Consider the following 17583-nt stretch of genomic DNA (forward strand, 5'->3'; position numbering starts at 1 on the left):
TCAGCCCTCCTGTCTGTGTGCGGCAAAGCGGGTGCCTGCCGGTTTGCCCTCGGCAATGTCATAGAGCAGCTCCGGGTGCGCACCGTTGGCAATGACCATGTCGGCCCCGCTGGCGGTCACCATCCGGGCGGCGCGGAGCTTGGTGGACATGCCGCCGGTGCCCAGTGCCGAGCCGGCCCCGTCGGCCAGCGCCATCACGTCCGGGGTAATCTCTTCCACCAGCGGGATGAGCGCTGCTTCCGGGTGGGTGTGGGGGTTGGCGGTGTACAGGCCGTCGATGTCGCTCAGCAGCACCAGCAAATCGGCCTTGGCGCAGCAGCAGACGATGGCGGCCAGCGTATCGTTATCCCCAATGGAGGTGATCTCATCGGTGGCCACGGTGTCGTTCTCATTGATGATGGGCAGGGCATCCAGTTCCAGCAGGCGGGAGAGGGTGTTCTGGAAATTCTGCCGCCGCTCGGTGTGCTCAATGTCCACGCCCGTGAGCAGGATCTGGGCCACGGTGTGGCTGTAGGCCGTAAACAGGCGGTCGTAGGTGTACATCAGCTCACACTGGCCCACGGCCGCACAGGCCTGCTTGGTGGACATATCGGTGGGGCGTGCCGGGAGCGAGAGCTTGCCCACGCCCATCCCGATGGCACCGGAGGAGACGAGGATGACCTCGTGCCCGGCGTTTTTCAAGTCGCTCAGCACCTTGACCAGCTCTTCCACATGGCGGATGTTCAGCCGCCCGGTGGAGTGAGCCAGGGTGGAGGTGCCTACTTTGATCACGATGCGCATAACGCGTTAACCCTTTCCCATCTCTTTGGTCTTATCGTAAGCGGCCAGCACGGCGTCGATGACAGCGCCCCGCAGGCCCTTTTCTTCCAGTACCCGGACGCCCTGGATGGTGCTGCCGCCGGGGCTGCACACGGCGTCCTTGAGGGCACCGGGGTGCTGGCCGCTTTCCAGCACCATCTTGGCACTGCCCAACACCATCTGGGCGGCGTACTCCTGCGCCTTGGCCCGAGGCAGGCCGCAGGCCACGCCGCCGTCGGCCAGTGCCTCAAGAAACTGGTACACCCAGGCCGGGCCGCAGCCGGACACGCAGCTGGCCGCGTCGATGAGGGATTCCGGCACGGCATCCAGCCGGCCGGCCGGGGCCATCAGCTTCAAAAACTCGGCCTCTTCCTCAGCGGTCACGTTGGAGGAGCAGTACTGGATCATGCCGGCACCCACCATGGCGGGGGTGTTGGGCATGATGCGGATGACGGGGTAATCTTCGCCTGCCATCTCCTGGATGCGGGTAATGGAAAGGCCTGCCGCCATGCTGCAGAGGATGAAGCGGCCGGGCCGCTCGTTCAGGCTGAACTTGAGCGGGGCCAGCAGGGATTCCATCATCTGAGGCTTGACACCCAGGAAGATCAGGTCGCACCGGGCCGCCACCTCCGCGTTGGTGGTGGTATTGCAGCCCAGCTCCCCGGCCAGTTTTTCGGCTTTGGAGGCCGTCCGGTTGGCCAGATAGACGTTCTGCGGGTCGGCGGCCTTGCACACCGCCCGGGCGATGGCACCGCCCATGTTGCCGCAGCCTAAAAATCCAATGGTTTTGATCATCGCAAAAACCTCTTTCCCAATACAAAGCGCGCTTCGCTTTCTCCGTGGCGAACCTGTTTCGCCATGTGATTCCATTGTAAGCGGGGAGGGGGGAGAAATCAAGAGGAGGGCGGAATTTTTTGCCGGGTGTTATGGAAGAAAGAAAAAATGTGCCATTTACGCTTGTCAAGAGGAAAACCGACGAAAGTCTGGAAAAGATTCTTTGCAGCTTGCTGAAAACACAGAATATTCATGGAAAAGACGGAAAATCTACTTGCAAACCGTTCCTGCTTTGCGGTATGCTTATCCTATGGAAGCGGTTGCTTCCCAGTGAAACAGGCCGTGCCCGCGCGGAGCACAGCCGGGAAAGGATGGGTCTTGTGGCACAGACGACAAAACGGGCGCTGGAAGCTTCGCTCAAAAAGCTGCTGGTTCAAAAGCCGCTCAATAAAATCACGATCAACGATATCACCGAGGACTGCGGTGTCAACCGGATGACGTTTTACTACCATTTTAAGGATATCTATGATCTGGTGGACTGGATCATGGTGGAGGATGCCCGGCAGGCGATGGAGGGCCGGAAAGACATCGACGACTGGGATAAAGCGTTCCTGGACGTTCTGCTCAAAATTCAGGAGAATAAGCTGCTGGTTCTCAATGTTTACCGTTCCATCAGCCAGGAGCAGGTGGAACAGTACCTCTATAAAATAGTGGACCCGCTGCTCCACGAATTTGTGGATAAGGAAACGCAGGACATCTCCATTCAGGATGAGGACAAACAGTTCGTCATTGATTTCTTCAAGTATGCGCTGGTGGGCATGGTGCTGGAATGGATCCGCAAGGATATGAAGACCGACCCCGTACTGTTGACCCAGCGGCTCAACAAGCTGCTGCACGGCGGCATCCGCCGCACGCTGCTCAAGTTTCAGGCCGGCGGCGGTACGGGTGCCCTGCCAAAAGATTAACAAAGTTCCATCAAAACAGGCGCCGTGATGGGTTTTCCATCACGGCGCTTTGTCTGTTTATGGCCTGCCAACGCGGAGAATGCTACACTTTGGGCAAAGAGAAATTCCCAGGCGCCCCACACCGCCCGGGAGAGAACACGTAGGAGGAAACAGGTTATGAGCAACACGACATTTGATTCCCTGACCCATAAGATGGAGCGCGCCGCAGCGGGAAAGCTGATCGATGTAGCGCTTTCCCATGTCAATCAAGACCGCCAGAAAGCCATGGTTCAGATGGTCGATTTTGCAAAGCAGTTCTATGGCGACAGCTTCAGCGAGGAGACCTATGACCATGCCCGCCTGGTGCTGGGCAACCCGGACAGCAAGTGGTCCAAGCTCATCAACTGCGTGCTGGACCAGACCAACCCCAACGTGGCCCGCACCACGACTCTCAACCTGGGGTACGAGGCGTTTTTCCGGGGCACCAAGACCATCCGGGAGAACCGCGTCAAGTACCAGTGCAACATCCCCTGGCTGATCCTGTTTGACCCCACCTCGGCCTGCAACATGCACTGCGTGGGCTGCTGGGCCGGGGAGTACGGCCACAAGAACAACCTCAGCTTTGCAGATATGGATAAGATCATCACCCAGGGCAAGGAGCTGGGCGTCTACCTCTATATGCTGACGGGCGGCGAGCCGCTGGTCCGCAAGGCGGATATCCTCAAGCTGGCCGAGAAGCACAACGATGTGCAGTTTGCCATCTACACCAACTCCACCCTCATTGATGAGCCGTTCTGCAAAGAGGTGGTCCGTCTGGGCAACATTGCGTTCATGCTGTCCATTGAGGGCACTCCCTCCACCAACGACGCCCGCCGCGGCGAAGGCCACTATGACGCTGTCATGCACGCCATGGACCTGCTCAAGGAGTACGGCATTCTGTTTGGCACTTCCATCTGCTACACCAGTGCCAACCTCGAGGCCGTGACCAGTGACCACTTTATGCGGATGCTCTGCGAGAAAGGCGCCCACTTCGGGTTCTATTTCCACTATATGCCGGTGGGCAACGATGCCGCCCCGGAGCTGATGCCCAGCCCTGCCCAGCGCAAATATATGATCGACCGCATCCGCTACCTGCGCTCTGAGAAGAGCGATATCCCGTTCTACCCCATGGACTTCCAGAACGACGGCGAGTTTGTGGGCGGCTGCATCGCCGGCGGACGCAACTACTTCCATATCAACTCGGCGGGCGACGCGGAGCCCTGTGTCTTTATCCACTACTCCAACGCCAACATCCACGACAGCAGCATTCTGGAGATCTTGCACAGCCCGCTGTTTATGGCGTACCACAACGGCCAGCCGTTCAACAAGAACCACCTGCGCCCCTGCCCGATGCTGGAAAACCCCGAGCTGCTGCGCCAGATGGTGCACGAGACGGGGGCCCACAACACGGATATGCAGTCGCCGGAGACGGTGGACCACCTGTGTGATAAGTGCAAGGCTTACGCGGAGAGCTGGCAGCCCATGGCGGATGAGATCTGGTCCCACACCGAAATCAAAGAGAGCCGCTACGAGAACTATAAGGATTGGAAACCCGTTGTCTGACCCGCTCAGTCAGACCCTGTCAGGTTTGCCAGCTCCCCCAAAGGGGAAAGACTTGCCTCTCCCTTTGGGAGACGGAGAGGGTTTTACTCCTTGAATGAATGATGCCAAAGGCCCTGCCTCTTTGATGGAGGCGGGGCCTTTGTGCATACCGGGGGAAATTCGATTTTGGAATGGCTCTGCCGGTGGAAACACGGCCTGCACTATGCTATACTAAAAGCCAAGGCCCGGCGGTTCTGGCCGGGAACAAGAGAATTTTTGAGGAGAAACAGACGATGAAACTGACCATGTTGGGCACAGGCAATGCACTGGTAACGGAGTGCTACAATACCTGTTTTGTTCTGAGCGATGGCAATGACCACTTTATGGTGGATGGCGGCGGCGGAATGACCGTGCTGCATCAGCTCAAGTACGCCGGGCTGGACTGGCGGCAGATGCGCACCATCTTTGTCACCCACAAGCACATCGACCACTTGCTGGGCATCATCTGGATGATGCGGATGATCTGCCAGCACATGCGGGAAGGTACCTACGAGGGCGAGGCGACCATCTACGCCCACGATGAGGTCATTGCCCTGCTGCGGGACCTGGCGGGCAAGCTGCTGCAGAAAAAGGAGCTGCCGTTCCTGGACAGCCGCCTGCACCTCATTGCGGTGGCCGACGGGGAAGAGAAGACCATCCTGGGCCGGAAGACCACGTTTTTTGATATCGGCTCCACCAAGGCCAAGCAGTATGGTTTCTGCATGGAGCTGGGCGGCGGCGAAAAGCTGACCTGCTGCGGTGACGAGCCCTACAACGAGTGCGAGAAGCAGTACGCCGAGCACAGCACCTGGCTGCTGCATGAGGCGTTCTGCCTCCACGGGCAGGCGGATCTCTTCCACCCCTATGAGAAACACCACTCCACCGTGAAAGACGCGGCAGAGCTGGCCGAGAGCCTGGGCGTGAAGAACCTGCTGCTCTACCACACGGAGGATAAGAACATCGCCCGCCGCAAGGAGCTGTACACCGCCGAGGGCAGGCAGTATTTCCACGGCAATCTGTTTGTGCCGGAAGACCTGGAGGTCATCGAGCTGTAATAAAACGCAAAAAGGAGCTGCCGCGTGAGGGATAAAACCCTTGCGCGGCAGCTCTTTTGTACGGTCCGGGAAATTATTCTTCGTTCTGGGCGGGGGCCTCCGGCGCGGCGGGGATGTCCTCCTCCGGGTCGCCAAAGGCCTCGTGGTAGGTGCCCAGCATCTCCAGCTCATCGTTGCGGCACAGGCCGTGGATGACCAGCTTTTTGACCACGTCGTAGATGACGGCAAAGAGCGGCACACCAATGATCATGCCCACAAAGCCCCACAGGCCGCCGAACAGCAGAATGGCGAACAGCACCCAGAAGCTGGACAGACCCGTGGAGTTGCCCAGGATCTTGGGTCCGATGATGTTGCCGTCGAGCTGCTGCAAGATCAGGATGAAGAGCACGAACCAGAGGGCCTTGATGGGGTTCTGGATCAGGATGAGCAGGGTGGCGGGCACAGCACCGATGAACGGCCCGAAGAACGGGATGACGTTGGTGACACCGATGATGACCGACACCAGCAGCGCGCTGGGGAACTTGACGATGGCACAGACGATGTAGCACAGCACGCCGATGATGGCGGAGTCCATGATCTTGCCATTGATAAAGCCGCCGAACATCTTATCGGCATAGAGCACCTCGCTGAGCACCGCGTCGGCCCAGCGGGGCTTCAGGATGCTGTAGAGGATGAGCTTGGCCTGCTGGGCAAACTTTTTGCGGCTGGCCAGCAGGTAGATGGCCACGATGATGCCGATGATGAGGTTCTTGAAGACGGTGACCACATTCAGCACGCCGATGCCCACGCCGCTGACGATGTTCTGCATGGAGGGCATCAGGGTGTTTTTGATCCAGCTGTCCAGATCCACCGAGATGGCGTTGTAGGCCTTATTGACGTAGTCCATAATGACCTCGTTGTCGGCCACGAACTCCAGATTGTTGACCCAGCGGATGAAGTTGCTCAGGTTGGCGCGGGCCGTGTAGTACAAGGTGGTAACGCTGGTGACCAGCTGGGGAATGATCATCATAAACAGGGCATAGATCACCAGCAGACCGAACAGAAGGGTGGCCGCGACGGACAGCGCACTGACCAGCCCTTTCATCTTTTCCGGGAAGAGGCGGTGGAGGAAGTTTTCCACCGTGTTGCACACCGGCTTGAGCAGGTAGGCGATGACCGCACCGTAGATGAACGGCATCAGGATGCTGGTCAGTTTGGAGACAGCGTCGCCAAAACCCTCAAAGCGGTAGATGAAAAAGAAGAAAATGATGCTCAGGCTGATGGCCCCGAACCCTGCGAGCATCCCGTAGAGGTAGGGCTTGATGTGTGGTTTTTTGTCCATCATGGCAGACTCCATTCCCGCCGCAGACAGCAGGAATCCCTGCGGCGATGCTTAGCGCTTGTTGCTCCTGCGCCAGATATGCATTTTATCGGCCTCGGCGATCAGCTGCTCACGGAAATCCGGGTGCGCCACGCTGATGAGGGCTTCGGCTTTCTCCCAGCTGGTCAGGCCCTTGAGGTTGACACAGCCGTACTCGGTGCACAGATAGTGGAGGTTGGCACGGGTATCCGTGATGATGCTGCCGTTCTCCAGCGTGGGGCGGATGCGGCTCTCCAGCTTGCCGGTCTTCTTATTCATAAAGGTAGAGGACAGGCAGATGAAGCTCTTGCCGCCCTTGGAAAGGTAAGCACCCAGCACGAAGTCCAGCTGGCCGCCGGCACCCGAGATGTGTTTGATACCGGCGCTCTCCGCATTCACCTGGCCAAACAGGTCGATATCCACCGCGTTGTTGATGGAGATGAAGTTGTCCAGAGCCGAGATGCTGCGGATATCGTTGGTGTAATCCACGGGAGCGGACATGCACTCGGGGTTGTTATCGAGGTAGTCGTACATCTTTTTGGTGCCGGCACCGAACGCGTAGACCTGACGGCCCTTGTCCAGCTGCTTGTGGGCACCCGTGATCTTGCCGGCCTTGGCGATATCGACGAACGCGTCAACATACATCTCGGTGTGGACGCCCAGGTCTTTCAGGTCGCTCTGTGCGATCAGGCTGCCAATGGCGTTGGGCATACCGCCGATGCCCAGCTGCAGGCAGGCACCGTTGGGGATGAGGGGTACCACCAGGTTTGCCACCTTGAGGTCCACCTCGGAGGCGGGGCCGGCGGCAGCCATCTGGCCGATGGGCGGGTTGCTGCCCTCCACGATGCCGCTTACCTTGGAAATATGCACGCAGTTCTCCATGCCGCCCAGGCACCGGGGCATGTTGGTGTTGACTTCCACGATGATCTTCTTGGCTTTCTCACACACGGCACCCAGATGGCTTGCACTGGGGCCAAAGTTGAAATAGCCGTGCTCGTCCATAGGAGTCACCTGGAAAATGGCAACATCCAGCGGGTCCGGGCTCTCGCGGTAGTAGCGGGGCAGCTCCGAGTAGCGGATGGGGGAGTAGAACGAGAAGCCCTGTGCAATGGCCTTGCGCTCAATGCCGCCCATGTGCCAGCTGTTCCAGGTCATGTGGGCAGCCGGGTCATCGATCTGGAAGATCTCGGGCACCCACATCAGGATACCGCCGCGGAAGTTGACGTTCTCCAACTCGGGCAGGCGCTTGGCCAGCGCCGCGTCCACAGCCACAGGCGTGTTGACCGCCCAGCCGTAATCGACCCAGTCACCGCTCTTGACCTGAGCGGCAGCCTGCTCGGCAGTCATCTTTTTCTGCGCGTACAGTTCCATAAAATCCATTATAAACCATCCTCTCCGATAATAACATAAAGAAATTGTAAATTCTTACAATTCCCTGCGGAACGATATAACCTTACAGTTCCCTGCGGAACGATATAAAATGTACAGAGTATTTACCAAATGGATGCAATCTGTACACATGACTTTCACAGGTGAGTGATATCCTGATGCCATGCAACTTAGTTATAACATTAACAAATTGCAGAATCAATACCCTGTTGCGAAAAAATCGGAGCTGATGGCAAATTAACTAAAAATCTTAGCATTTTGTGACGATAGTTTGGTACGGCAAAAACAAATTTTTCGGAAAATGGTCTTGATAAAATTTTGACAATATGGTTTACTAGTATCGTAGCAAGTGTGCGCGCGGATGTGCACCGTTAATTGTTTAAAAATTAACGATATGACGAGGCGCTGCTTGCCCCGGAGACTGGAAAGTGCTATCATGGCAGAACCAAAACGCGCTTTTCACCCAAGCGCACAAGGAGGACACCATGGTAACGGCAATTTATCCCGGCTCATTCGACCCTGTCACCCGGGGTCATCTCGATATCATCAAGCGCGCGGCAAAGATCAACGACAAACTGATCGTGGCTGTGCTCATCAACAGCGCGAAAGACCCTCTGTTCACCATTGAGGAGCGGGTAGAGCTGCTGAAAGAGTGCTGCAAGGACATCCCGAATGTCACCGTGGAGAGCTTCGACGGCCTGACTGTGGATTTTGCCAAAAAGAAGCACGCTTCGGTGATGGTGCGGGGCCTGCGGGCCGTGACGGATTTTGAAAACGAGATCCAGCTGGCCCAGACGAACCACGCGCTGATGCCTGGCATTGAAACAATGTTCCTTGCCACCAGCATCAAATGGAGCTACCTCTCCTCGACCATCGTCAAGGAGGCCGCCCACTACGGCAGCAACATCTCCAAGTTCGTTACTCCCAACGTGGAGGCGGCGGTCGAACGGAAGATGAACGCCCTGCGGGAAGCCGGAAAGCTCTGAATCCCATGCAAAAGCGCCCACGGGCGTTTTGAATAACAAAGGCTCTAAAATCACCCAACATAAATTCAGGAGGCTTTTAACATGAAGAAAATTGTTATTGCATCTGCATGCCGTACCGCCATTGGCAAGTTCGGCGGCACCCTGGCAAACGTCCCCGCTGCGGAGCTGGGCTCCATCGTTATCAAGGAGGCTCTGAACCGCGCTAACGTGGCTCCCGAGCAGGTCGATCATGTTTACATGGGCTGCGTCATCCAGGCTGGCCTGGGCCAGAATGTTGCCCGTCAGGCTGCCCTGAAAGCCGGTCTGCCCATCGAGACCCCCGCCGTCACCGTCAACGTGGTCTGCGGCTCTGGCCTGAACTGCGTCAACATGGCTGCTCAGATGATCGAGGCTGGCGATGCTGACATCGTGGTCGCCGGTGGTATGGAGAACATGGACATGGCTCCGTTCGCAATGATGAAGGGCCGCTACGGCTACCGCATGGGCGCTCCCATGGGCAAGAGCGAGCTGGTGGACACCATGGTCAATGATGCTCTGTGGGATGCATGTGGCTTCAACAAGCACATGGGCATGACCGCTGAGAATGTCTGCACCAACGAGACCTACCAGAAGAAGTACGGCTACAGCCCCATCACCCGTCAGCAGCTGGATGAGTTCTCCTACAACAGCCAGGTCAAGGCTGACAAGGCCATTAAGGACGGCGCGTTCAAGGATGAGATCGTTCCTGTTGTCATCAAGGGCAAGAAGGGCGACACCGTGTTCGATACCGATGAAGGCCCCCGTCTGACCCCTGTTGAGAAGCTGGGCACCCTGAAGCCTGCTTTCACTAAGGACGGCATCGTGACCGCCGGCAACTCTTCCGCTATCAACGACGGTGCTGCTGCTCTGGTCGTGATGAGCGAGGAGAAGGCCAAGGAGCTGGGCGTGAAGCCTCTGGCTACCTGGGTCGCAGGCGCTCTGGCTGGCGTTGAGCCCGAAGTCATGGGTCTGGGCCCCATCGCTGCTACCAAGAAAGTCATGGCAAAGACCGGCCTGACCGTTGCTGATATGGATCTGATCGAGGCTAACGAGGCATTCGCAGCACAGTCCATCGCTGTCGGTGAGGCTCTGGGCTTTGATCAGGAGAAGCTGAACGTCAACGGCGGCGCAATTGCTCTGGGCCACCCGGTCGGCGCTTCCGGCGCTCGTATCCTGGTCACCCTGCTGTACGCGATGAAGCATCGCGGCGCTAAGAAGGGCCTGGCTACCCTGTGCATCGGCGGCGGCATGGGCTGCGCTACCATCGTTGAGATGGACTAAGTTCTCCACGGGAAACAAAGAAGTTAGAATAACAGTCCCGGGCAGGGGAGTGGCCCCTGCCCGGGGACTGCTTTGAAAAATGAATGGAGGTTTTCACAATGGCATTTGTAAAAACCGAGGTGCAGGGCGCGGTTGAGATCATCACCATCGATCGTCCCAAGGCACTGAACGCACTGAACCCCGAAGTTCTGGCTGACCTGAAAGCAGCTTTTGAGGCTGTGGATCAGAACACCATCCGCTGCATCGTCCTGACGGGCGAGGGCGACAAGAGCTTTGTGGCCGGCGCGGATATCGGCTCCATGAGCACCATGACCAAGGCAGAGGGCGAGGCTTTTGGTAAGCTGGGCAACGATGTCTTCCTCATGATCGAGAGCTTCCCCGTCCCCGTCATTGCAGCGGTCAACGGCTTTGCACTGGGCGGCGGCAACGAGCTGGCAATGAGCTGTGACATCCGCATCTGCTCCGACAACGCTGTCTTCGGCCAGCCGGAAGTCGGTCTGGGCATCACCCCGGGCTTCGGCGGCACCCAGCGGCTGGCTCGTCTGGTCGGCATGGGCATGGCAAAGCAGCTGGTCTACTCGGCCCTGAACATCAAGGCTGACGAGGCTCTGCGCATTGGCCTGGTCAACGCCGTGTATCCGCAGGCTGAGCTGATGGAGAATGTCCTGAAGCTGGCTGGCAAGATCGCCAAGAACGCTCCCATTGCAGTGCGCAACTGCAAGAAAGCCATCAATGACGGCATCAGCCTCCCCATTGAAAAGGCTGTGGAAGTGGAAGAAAAGCTGTTTGGCGACTGCTTCGAGACCCACGATCAGGTCGAGGGTATGGCATGCTTCCTCTCTCGTGAGAAGCCGAAGCCCAAGGCAGTGTTCACCAACAACTAAAACATTCCGGTTTCAAGCTTTCCCCGGGAGAGGGGAGAGCATAAGAAAAGATTACTTAACATCAAATATTTAAAGGAGAGATATCCTATGAAGATCGGTGTTATTGGCGCTGGCACTATGGGCCAGGGCATCGCAAAGGCATTTGCACAGGTTGAGGGCAACACCGTTGCTCTGTGTGACATCAAGCAGGAGTGGGCCGAGAATGGTCTGGCAAAGATCAAAAAGGGCTACGAGAAGCTGATCGCTAAGGGCAAGATGACCCAGGAGAAAGTGGACGCCATCGTTGGCGCTATCACCCCGGGCCTGAAAGAGGACCTGTGCGCGGACTGCGACCTGATCGTTGAGGCTGCCTTTGAGGACATGAAAGTCAAGCAGACCACCTTTGGCGAGCTGGATAAGATCTGCAAGCCCGAGTGCATCTTTGCTTCCAACACTTCCTCCCTGTCCATCACTGAGATCGGCAAGGGCCTGAGCCGCCCCATGATCGGTATGCACTTCTTCAACCCCGCAGACCGCATGAAGCTGATCGAGGTCATCGCAGGCTGCAACACTCCCGCTGAGACCGTTGAGAAGATCAAGGAGATCTCCGTTGCCATTGGCAAGAACCCCGTGCAGGTCAACGAGGCTGCCGGCTTCGTCGTCAACCGCATCCTGATCCCCATGATCAATGAGGCTGCATTCATCAAGATGGAGGGCGTCTCCAACATTGCTGGCATCGACACCGCTATGAAGCTGGGTGCAAACCACCCCATGGGACCCCTGGAGCTGGGCGACTTCATCGGCCTGGACATCTGCCTGGCCATCATGGACGTTCTGTACAAGGAGACCGGCGACAGCAAGTATCGTGCTTGCCCGCTGATCCGTAAGATGGTCCGCGGCGGCAACCTGGGCTGCAAGACCGGCAAGGGCTTCTACGTTTACAACGCAGACCGCACCAAGACCCCTGTTGATGAGCTGTAATTTCTGAAAAACGTTTCTCCCGGCCGCGGGAAAGCGGTCGGGAGGAATTTGTTTGCACTGAGCGGACAAGCACTGCTCAGGAACTGAAAAAATACCCGTTAGGAGGATATAGCGATGGATTTTACTCTGTCCAAGCAGCAGCAGATGGTACAGAAGATGTACCGCGAGTTTGCTGAAAACGAAGTCAAGCCCCTGGCTAAGAAAGTTGACGCCGAAGAGTACTTCCCCAAAGAGACCGTCGAGAAGATGGGCAAGCTGGGTATGATGGGCATTTATTTCCCCACTTCCGTGGGTGGCGCAGGCGGCGATGTCCTGTCCTACGTCATGGCAGTTGAGGAGCTGAGCAAGGTCTGCGGCACCACCGGTGTCATCGTCTCTGCTCATACCAGCCTGTGCGCTGCTCCTATTTATGAGAATGGCACCCCTGAGCAGAAAGCAAAGTACCTGCCCAAGCTGTGCAGTGGCGAGTGGCTGGGCGCTTTCGGCCTGACCGAGCCGGGCGCTGGCACCGATGCACAGGGCCAGCAGACCATTGCTAAGGAAGATGGCGATTACTGGGTGCTGAACGGCTCCAAGATCTTCATCACCAACGCTGGCTTTGCTGATGTGTTCATCGTCATCGCCGTTACCGATAACGTGCTGGATAAGCGCGGTCGTCCCACGAAGCTCTGCTCTGCCTTCATCGTGGAGCGTACCGACCCGGGCTTCTCCGTCGGCAAGGCTGAGGACAAGATGGGCATTCGCGGTTCTTCTACCTGCGAGCTGATCTTTGAGGACTGCCGCATCCCGAAAGACCGTATGCTGGGCGTGCGCGGCAAGGGCTTCCAGCTGGCTATGGCTACCCTGGACGGCGGCCGTATCGGCATCGCTTCCCAGGCTCTGGGCATTGCCGAGGGCGCTCTGGAAGAGACCGTTGCATACGTCAAAGAGCGTAAGCAGTTCGGCCGCAGCATTTCCGCTTTCCAGAACACCCAGTTCGAGCTGGCTGAGATGAAAGCCCGCGTGGAAGCTGCCAAGTACCTGGTCTATGCAGCTGCTCTGAAGAAGCAGCAGGCTATGGACGGTGCAAAGGTCCGCTATAGTGTTGAGGCCGCTCAGGCCAAGCTGATCGCAGCCCGCACCGCCAGCGACGTGACCCGCCGCTGCCTGCAGCTGTTCGGCGGCTACGGCTACACTCGTGACTATCCCATCGAGCGCATGATGCGCGATGCCAAGATCACTGAGATCTATGAGGGCACCAGCGAAGTGCAGATGATGGTCATTTCCGGCGCTCTGCTGAAGTAAGGGAGGCAAGATTTACAATGAAAGCAATTGTTTGTGTAAAGCAGGTTCCTGATACCTCCGGTAAGGTGGCCGTCAAGGCGGACGGTACGCTGGACCGTGCCTCCATGGCAACCATCACCAACCCCGATGACCTGAACGCTCTGGAGGCTGCCCTGAAGCTCAAGGACGCCACCGGCTGCGAGGTCGTTGTTGTCACCATGGGTCCCCCGCCGGCAGAGGGTATGCTGCGTGAGCTGCTGGCCCGCGGCGCTGACAAGGCGGTTCTGGTTTCCGGCCGTGAGTTCGGCGGTTCTGATACCTTTGCAACCAGCCAGATCCTGGCTGCTGCTGTCAATAAGATCGGCGTTGGCCCCGAGGACGTTGTCTTCTGCGGCCGTCAGGCAATCGATGGCGATACCGCTCAGGTTGGCCCGCAGATCGCAGAGAAGCTGCACCTGCCTCAGGTGACCTACGTTGCCGACATCCAGAAAGACGGCAACACCCTGACCGTGAAGCGTATGCTGGAAGACGGCTACATGATGGTCAAGGTTCAGACTCCCTGCCTGCTGACCTGCATCAAGGAGCTGAACGAGCCCCGCTACATGAGCGTCAATGGCATCTTCACCTGCTACGACAAGCCGATGGAAGTGTTCGATTACAACGCTCTGAAGGACGATCCGCTGATCGAGGTCGATACCATCGGTCTGAAGGGTTCTCCGACGAACGTCTTTAAGTCCTTCACTCCTCCGCAGAAGGGCGCAGGTACCATGCTGAAGGGCGACGATGTCGCTGCTCAGCTGGCTGGTATCCTGGCCAAGAAGCACCTGATCTGATGAAAGGAGCATAGGATTACAATGGCTGATTTTAACGAGTACAAGGGCGTATGGGTCTTCTGTGAGCAGCGCCAGGGCAAACTGATGCCCACCGATTTCGAGCTGGTCAGCGAGGCCCGTAAGCTGGCTGACGAGCTGAACTGCGAGGTCACCGGCCTGCTGCTGGGCGACAACGTGGAAGGCATTGCCAAGGAGCTGGGCGGCTATGGTGCCGATAAGGTCATGGTCTGCGAGAGCCCGCTGCTGAAAGACTACACCACCGACGCTTACACCAAGGTCCTCTGCGACATGGTCAACGAGTACAAGCCCGAGGCCCTGCTGATCGGCGCGACCAATATTGGCCGCGATCTGGGCCCCCGCTGCGCAGCCCGTCTGCACACCGGCCTGACCGCTGATGCCACCCACCTGGATGTGGATACCGCAAAGTATGTCGAGTTTCTGAAAGAGAGCTCTACCATCGACCTCTCCAAGCAGAAGTTCGATTATGAGGATCGCAACCTGAAGATGACCCGTCCCGCATTCGGCGGCCATCTGATGGCTACCATCATCTGCCCCCGCTTCCGTCCCCAGATGTCCACTGTCCGTCCCGGCGTTATGAAGAAGGCTCCGTTCGATCAGGCTAAGGCTGATGCCTGCCAGATTGTGAAGCCCGCATTCAGCCTGACCGCTGACGACATCAAGACCGAAGTGCTGAGCGTTGAGAAGGCCGCTGAGAAGCTGGTCGATCTGATCGGCGCGGACGTGATCGTCTCTGTGGGCCGCGGCATCAGCAAGGATGTCAACAAGGGCATCGAGCTGGCTGAGCAGCTGGCGGCAGCCCTGGGCGGCGGCGTGGTCGGCGCTTCCCGTGCCGTGACCGATGCAGGCTGGATGACTGCTGACCATCAGGTCGGTCAGACCGGCAAGACCGTGCACCCCAAGATCTATGTGGCTCTGGGTATTTCCGGTGCCATCCAGCACACCGCAGGTATGCAGGATTCTGAGTGCATCATCGCTGTCAACAAGAATGAGGGCGCACCCATCTTTGGTGTGGCCGATTACGGCATCGTGGGCGATCTGTTCAAGGTCGTGCCCGAGCTGGTCAAGCAGATCGAGGCAGCCAAGGCTGCTCAGTGATCTGAGAAGTTTTGAACATTGAGAGAGGGCGGTACCGGAGAGCCGCCCTCTCTTTTTTGTTTGCAAAAGGCAGGGGGAGACGGATCACGACAGGATGTGAAAAAAATTTGCAATTTCTGACGGTTTACGGTTGACAGGGGTGACAGGCCGTGCTATACTACAGCTGTGGAAAGCAGAGTGCTGAAAAGCAGAATACTTTCCCCTGAGGATAAGTTTCCGGAAGGCTCCTGAAAAGGAGACTGCGAATTGAATATTTAGCAAAATGACCGAAAGGTTATGACGCAAAGCTATAGGGCCTGTAAAATGGCAGCCAGTTGCACATTACTTGTATGAGTGTTGTTTTGCTATCTGTTGCAATTCAATGCTCTTTTTCTTTTGCCTGAAAAGAAACGCAGTCTTCGGAGTTCGTTGAAGAGATTGTAAATTTTCATAAACCGGCAAAGCAGTCGAAAGGCTGTGACGCAAAGCTATAGGGCCTGTAAAATGGCAGCCAGTTGCACCTTGAAAGAGTATTGTATCCGCTCTTGGTGCGTTTACAATGCTCTTTTTTTGCAACATCGTCAACGAGGAGTCTTGAATATGCGTAAGAACAATGTTCTGAAAATGATGCTCTGCATTGTTATGCTGTGCGTCGTATCCGCTTTTGCAGCATCTGCTTCCGCTGCTTCCAGCAGCGAGAGCGAGCAGTTCCTGCAGCTGATCAACATGGAGCGTGCAAAGGCTGGCGTTTCTGCCGTGACCATCGGCAGCCAGAACCTGAACGACGCCGCTCAGGCTCGTGCACAGGAGCTCACCTCCCGTTATTCTTATGTCCGTCCCAATGGCCAGCGCGAGTTCACCATCCTCAGCGAGTATGGCGTGACCGATGCTTCCGTGGGCGAAGCTTACTGGGCAGGCACCGAGACTCCGGAAGAGACCGTTGCAGCCTGGATGAGCAATGATTACTTCCGCGCCTGCCTGCTGGATGGCAATGTCAAGAACATTGGCGTCGGCCACTATCATGGCGGTGAGTACGGCGATTACTGGGTGGTCATCTGCACCTACCCCGTGAACGCTGACGAGTTCTCTCAGCAGGTTATGACACTGGTCAACAAAGAGCGCACCAGCCGCGGCCTGAACGCCCTGGTTCTGGGCGGTGCAAACCTGAACGCCGCTACCGAGCTCCGCGCTCGTGAGCTGGCAGAGGTCAACTCCCACACCCGTCCCGATGGTACCAGCTGCTTCACCGTGCTGAACACCTTTAACGTGAAAGATCAGGCCGTTGGCGAAGTTGCTGCCTGGGGCAGCCGCAGCCCGGAAGAGGTCGTCAATTCCTGGATGAATTCCGATGGCCACCGTGCCATCCTCCTCGATCCAGAAGCCCGCAAGATGTGCGTTTCTTGCTACTATGACACCAACAGCGATTACGGTACCAACTGGGCAATGCTGGTCACCGAGTGATCCACAATCAAATACATAAGCCATTACCGTGGCCCGACAGATGCGCAGGAACATTTGTCGGGCTTTTTTTGTATTCTTTTTTATGTTATACTTATTTTGATAAGAAACCTCTCAAACCGCGCTTTGGCGCGGTCAGCCGTCCTCCCTCTGTCGCTGACGCGGCATCTCCCTCCGGCCGGAGGGAGTCTGTCCTGCCAGGGGAGCCGGAGAGAGGATAGGGAGGAAGACTGTGGAGGATTATCGCACCATACGGGGCACGGCCATTGGCGAGTACGAAGAAAAAAAGAGCCGCTTTATTGCGCAGCTCTCCTTTGCGGACAGCGAGGAGGCCGCTGTGGCATTTCTGGAAAAAGTGCGGGCGGAAAACCGCACCGCCCGCCACAACGTCTATGCCTACCGCCTGAGGGAGGGTAACCGGGAGCGCTACTCCGACGACGGCGAACCGGCGAAGACGGCGGGCACCCCGGCACTGGAAGTGCTGCAGCACAGCGGCCTGACCGACCTCATCGTGGTGGTGACCCGGTACTTTGGCGGGGTGCTGCTGGGCACGGGCGGCCTGGTACGGGCTTACACCACGGCTACGGCCCGGGCACTGGAAAATGCGGAGGTCGTCACGGTGCGCAGCGTCATTGAATTGAGCGTGACTGTGGATTACTCCCTCTATGAGCGGGCAAGCCTCCTGATCCAGGGGGCAGGGGCCAAGCTGGCCGAACCGGAATTCACGGATCGGGTGGCTCTGCGCTGGCAGATGCCGGAGGGCACCGAGGGCCCGCTGCTGGAGCAGCTGCGGGAACTGACCCGGGGCGGGGCAAATGTGAGCGTTTCCAAGCCGTTTTACGCCCCGTTCTGAACGGCTTGGATGGCAGAAAGAGAAAATTTGGAT

The 17583-nt window shown here is 57.5% G+C and carries 16 protein-coding genes and 2 riboswitches; of the genes, 12 read left to right on the top strand and 4 right to left on the bottom strand.

The genetic code is table 11. The annotated features are described in order from the left end of the window. Positions 1-780: a glutamate 5-kinase gene (gene proB / locus C4N22_RS05105; RefSeq protein WP_022256981.1), complete on the bottom strand. Its 780-nt coding sequence runs from the start codon at positions 778-780 to the stop codon at positions 1-3. Between the two features lie 6 nt (positions 781-786). Further along, a complete protein-coding gene (gene proC, locus C4N22_RS05110; protein WP_022256982.1) occupies positions 787-1593 on the bottom strand; it encodes a pyrroline-5-carboxylate reductase in 807 nt (268 codons plus the stop codon). Between the two features lie 359 nt (positions 1594-1952). On the opposite strand from proC, the gene C4N22_RS05115 reads away from it, so the two are divergent. The 3 genes from C4N22_RS05115 to C4N22_RS05125 all read left to right on the top strand — a co-directional run bounded on the left by C4N22_RS05115 (position 1953) and on the right by C4N22_RS05125 (position 5191). After that, a complete protein-coding gene (locus C4N22_RS05115) occupies positions 1953-2537 on the top strand; it encodes a TetR/AcrR family transcriptional regulator (RefSeq protein WP_112148331.1) in 585 nt (194 codons plus the stop codon). A gap of 156 nt (positions 2538-2693) precedes the next feature. Beyond that, positions 2694-4118, top strand: a complete 1425-nt coding sequence (locus C4N22_RS05120; RefSeq protein ID WP_112148214.1) for a radical SAM protein — start codon at positions 2694-2696, stop codon at positions 4116-4118. Positions 4119-4390: 272 nt separating this feature from the next. Continuing rightward, positions 4391-5191 (top strand): MBL fold metallo-hydrolase, encoded by an 801-nt coding sequence (locus C4N22_RS05125; protein WP_112148215.1) that lies wholly within the window; start codon positions 4391-4393, stop codon positions 5189-5191. A gap of 73 nt (positions 5192-5264) precedes the next feature. On the opposite strand, the gene C4N22_RS05130 is transcribed toward C4N22_RS05125, so the two are convergent. Both C4N22_RS05130 and C4N22_RS05135 read right to left on the bottom strand, forming a co-directional pair. Beyond that, complete coding sequence (locus C4N22_RS05130) at positions 5265-6515, bottom strand: AI-2E family transporter (RefSeq protein ID WP_112148216.1); 1251 nt, start codon at positions 6513-6515, stop codon at positions 5265-5267. Between the two features lie 48 nt (positions 6516-6563). Continuing rightward, a complete protein-coding gene (locus tag C4N22_RS05135; RefSeq protein WP_112115269.1) occupies positions 6564-7910 on the bottom strand; it encodes a butyryl-CoA:acetate CoA-transferase in 1347 nt (448 codons plus the stop codon). Between the two features lie 494 nt (positions 7911-8404). Here C4N22_RS05135 and coaD point away from each other — a divergent pair, with 494 nt between their 5' ends. The 9 genes from coaD (at position 8405) to C4N22_RS05180 (ending at position 17550) form a co-directional block, all read left to right on the top strand. After that, on the top strand, positions 8405-8905 hold the full coding sequence (coaD, locus tag C4N22_RS05140) for a pantetheine-phosphate adenylyltransferase (protein WP_022257778.1): 501 nt from the start codon (positions 8405-8407) through the stop codon (positions 8903-8905). A gap of 81 nt (positions 8906-8986) precedes the next feature. Further along, on the top strand, positions 8987-10204 hold the full coding sequence (locus C4N22_RS05145; protein WP_112148217.1) for an acetyl-CoA C-acetyltransferase: 1218 nt from the start codon (positions 8987-8989) through the stop codon (positions 10202-10204). A 98-nt stretch (positions 10205-10302) separates the two neighbouring features. Then, positions 10303-11088: an enoyl-CoA hydratase-related protein gene (locus C4N22_RS05150; protein ID WP_022257780.1), complete on the top strand. Its 786-nt coding sequence runs from the start codon at positions 10303-10305 to the stop codon at positions 11086-11088. Positions 11089-11175: 87 nt separating this feature from the next. Continuing rightward, complete coding sequence (locus C4N22_RS05155) at positions 11176-12048, top strand: 3-hydroxyacyl-CoA dehydrogenase family protein (protein WP_022257781.1); 873 nt, start codon at positions 11176-11178, stop codon at positions 12046-12048. A gap of 114 nt (positions 12049-12162) precedes the next feature. Next, positions 12163-13332, top strand: a complete 1170-nt coding sequence (locus tag C4N22_RS05160; protein ID WP_022257782.1) for an acyl-CoA dehydrogenase — start codon at positions 12163-12165, stop codon at positions 13330-13332. A gap of 17 nt (positions 13333-13349) precedes the next feature. Beyond that, entirely contained in the window at positions 13350-14144 is a 795-nt protein-coding gene (gene acrB, locus C4N22_RS05165; protein ID WP_022257783.1) for an acryloyl-CoA reductase electron transfer subunit gamma, read from the top strand. A 21-nt stretch (positions 14145-14165) separates the two neighbouring features. Continuing rightward, a complete protein-coding gene (gene acrA, locus C4N22_RS05170; RefSeq protein WP_022257784.1) occupies positions 14166-15260 on the top strand; it encodes an acryloyl-CoA reductase electron transfer subunit beta in 1095 nt (364 codons plus the stop codon). A 246-nt stretch (positions 15261-15506) separates the two neighbouring features. Continuing rightward, positions 15507-15582: riboswitch (cyclic di-GMP riboswitch) on the top strand. A gap of 104 nt (positions 15583-15686) precedes the next feature. Then, positions 15687-15762, top strand: a riboswitch (cyclic di-GMP riboswitch). Positions 15763-15839: 77 nt separating this feature from the next. Continuing rightward, positions 15840-16700, top strand: coding sequence for a CAP domain-containing protein (locus tag C4N22_RS05175; protein ID WP_112115273.1), 861 nt, complete (start codon positions 15840-15842; stop codon positions 16698-16700). A gap of 229 nt (positions 16701-16929) precedes the next feature. Next, a complete protein-coding gene (locus C4N22_RS05180; protein ID WP_022257786.1) occupies positions 16930-17550 on the top strand; it encodes an IMPACT family protein in 621 nt (206 codons plus the stop codon). Positions 17551-17583 lie beyond the last annotated feature (33 nt).

This window comes from Faecalibacterium prausnitzii (assembly GCF_003287495.1).
Classification (GTDB): domain Bacteria; phylum Bacillota; class Clostridia; order Oscillospirales; family Ruminococcaceae; genus Faecalibacterium; species Faecalibacterium prausnitzii_I.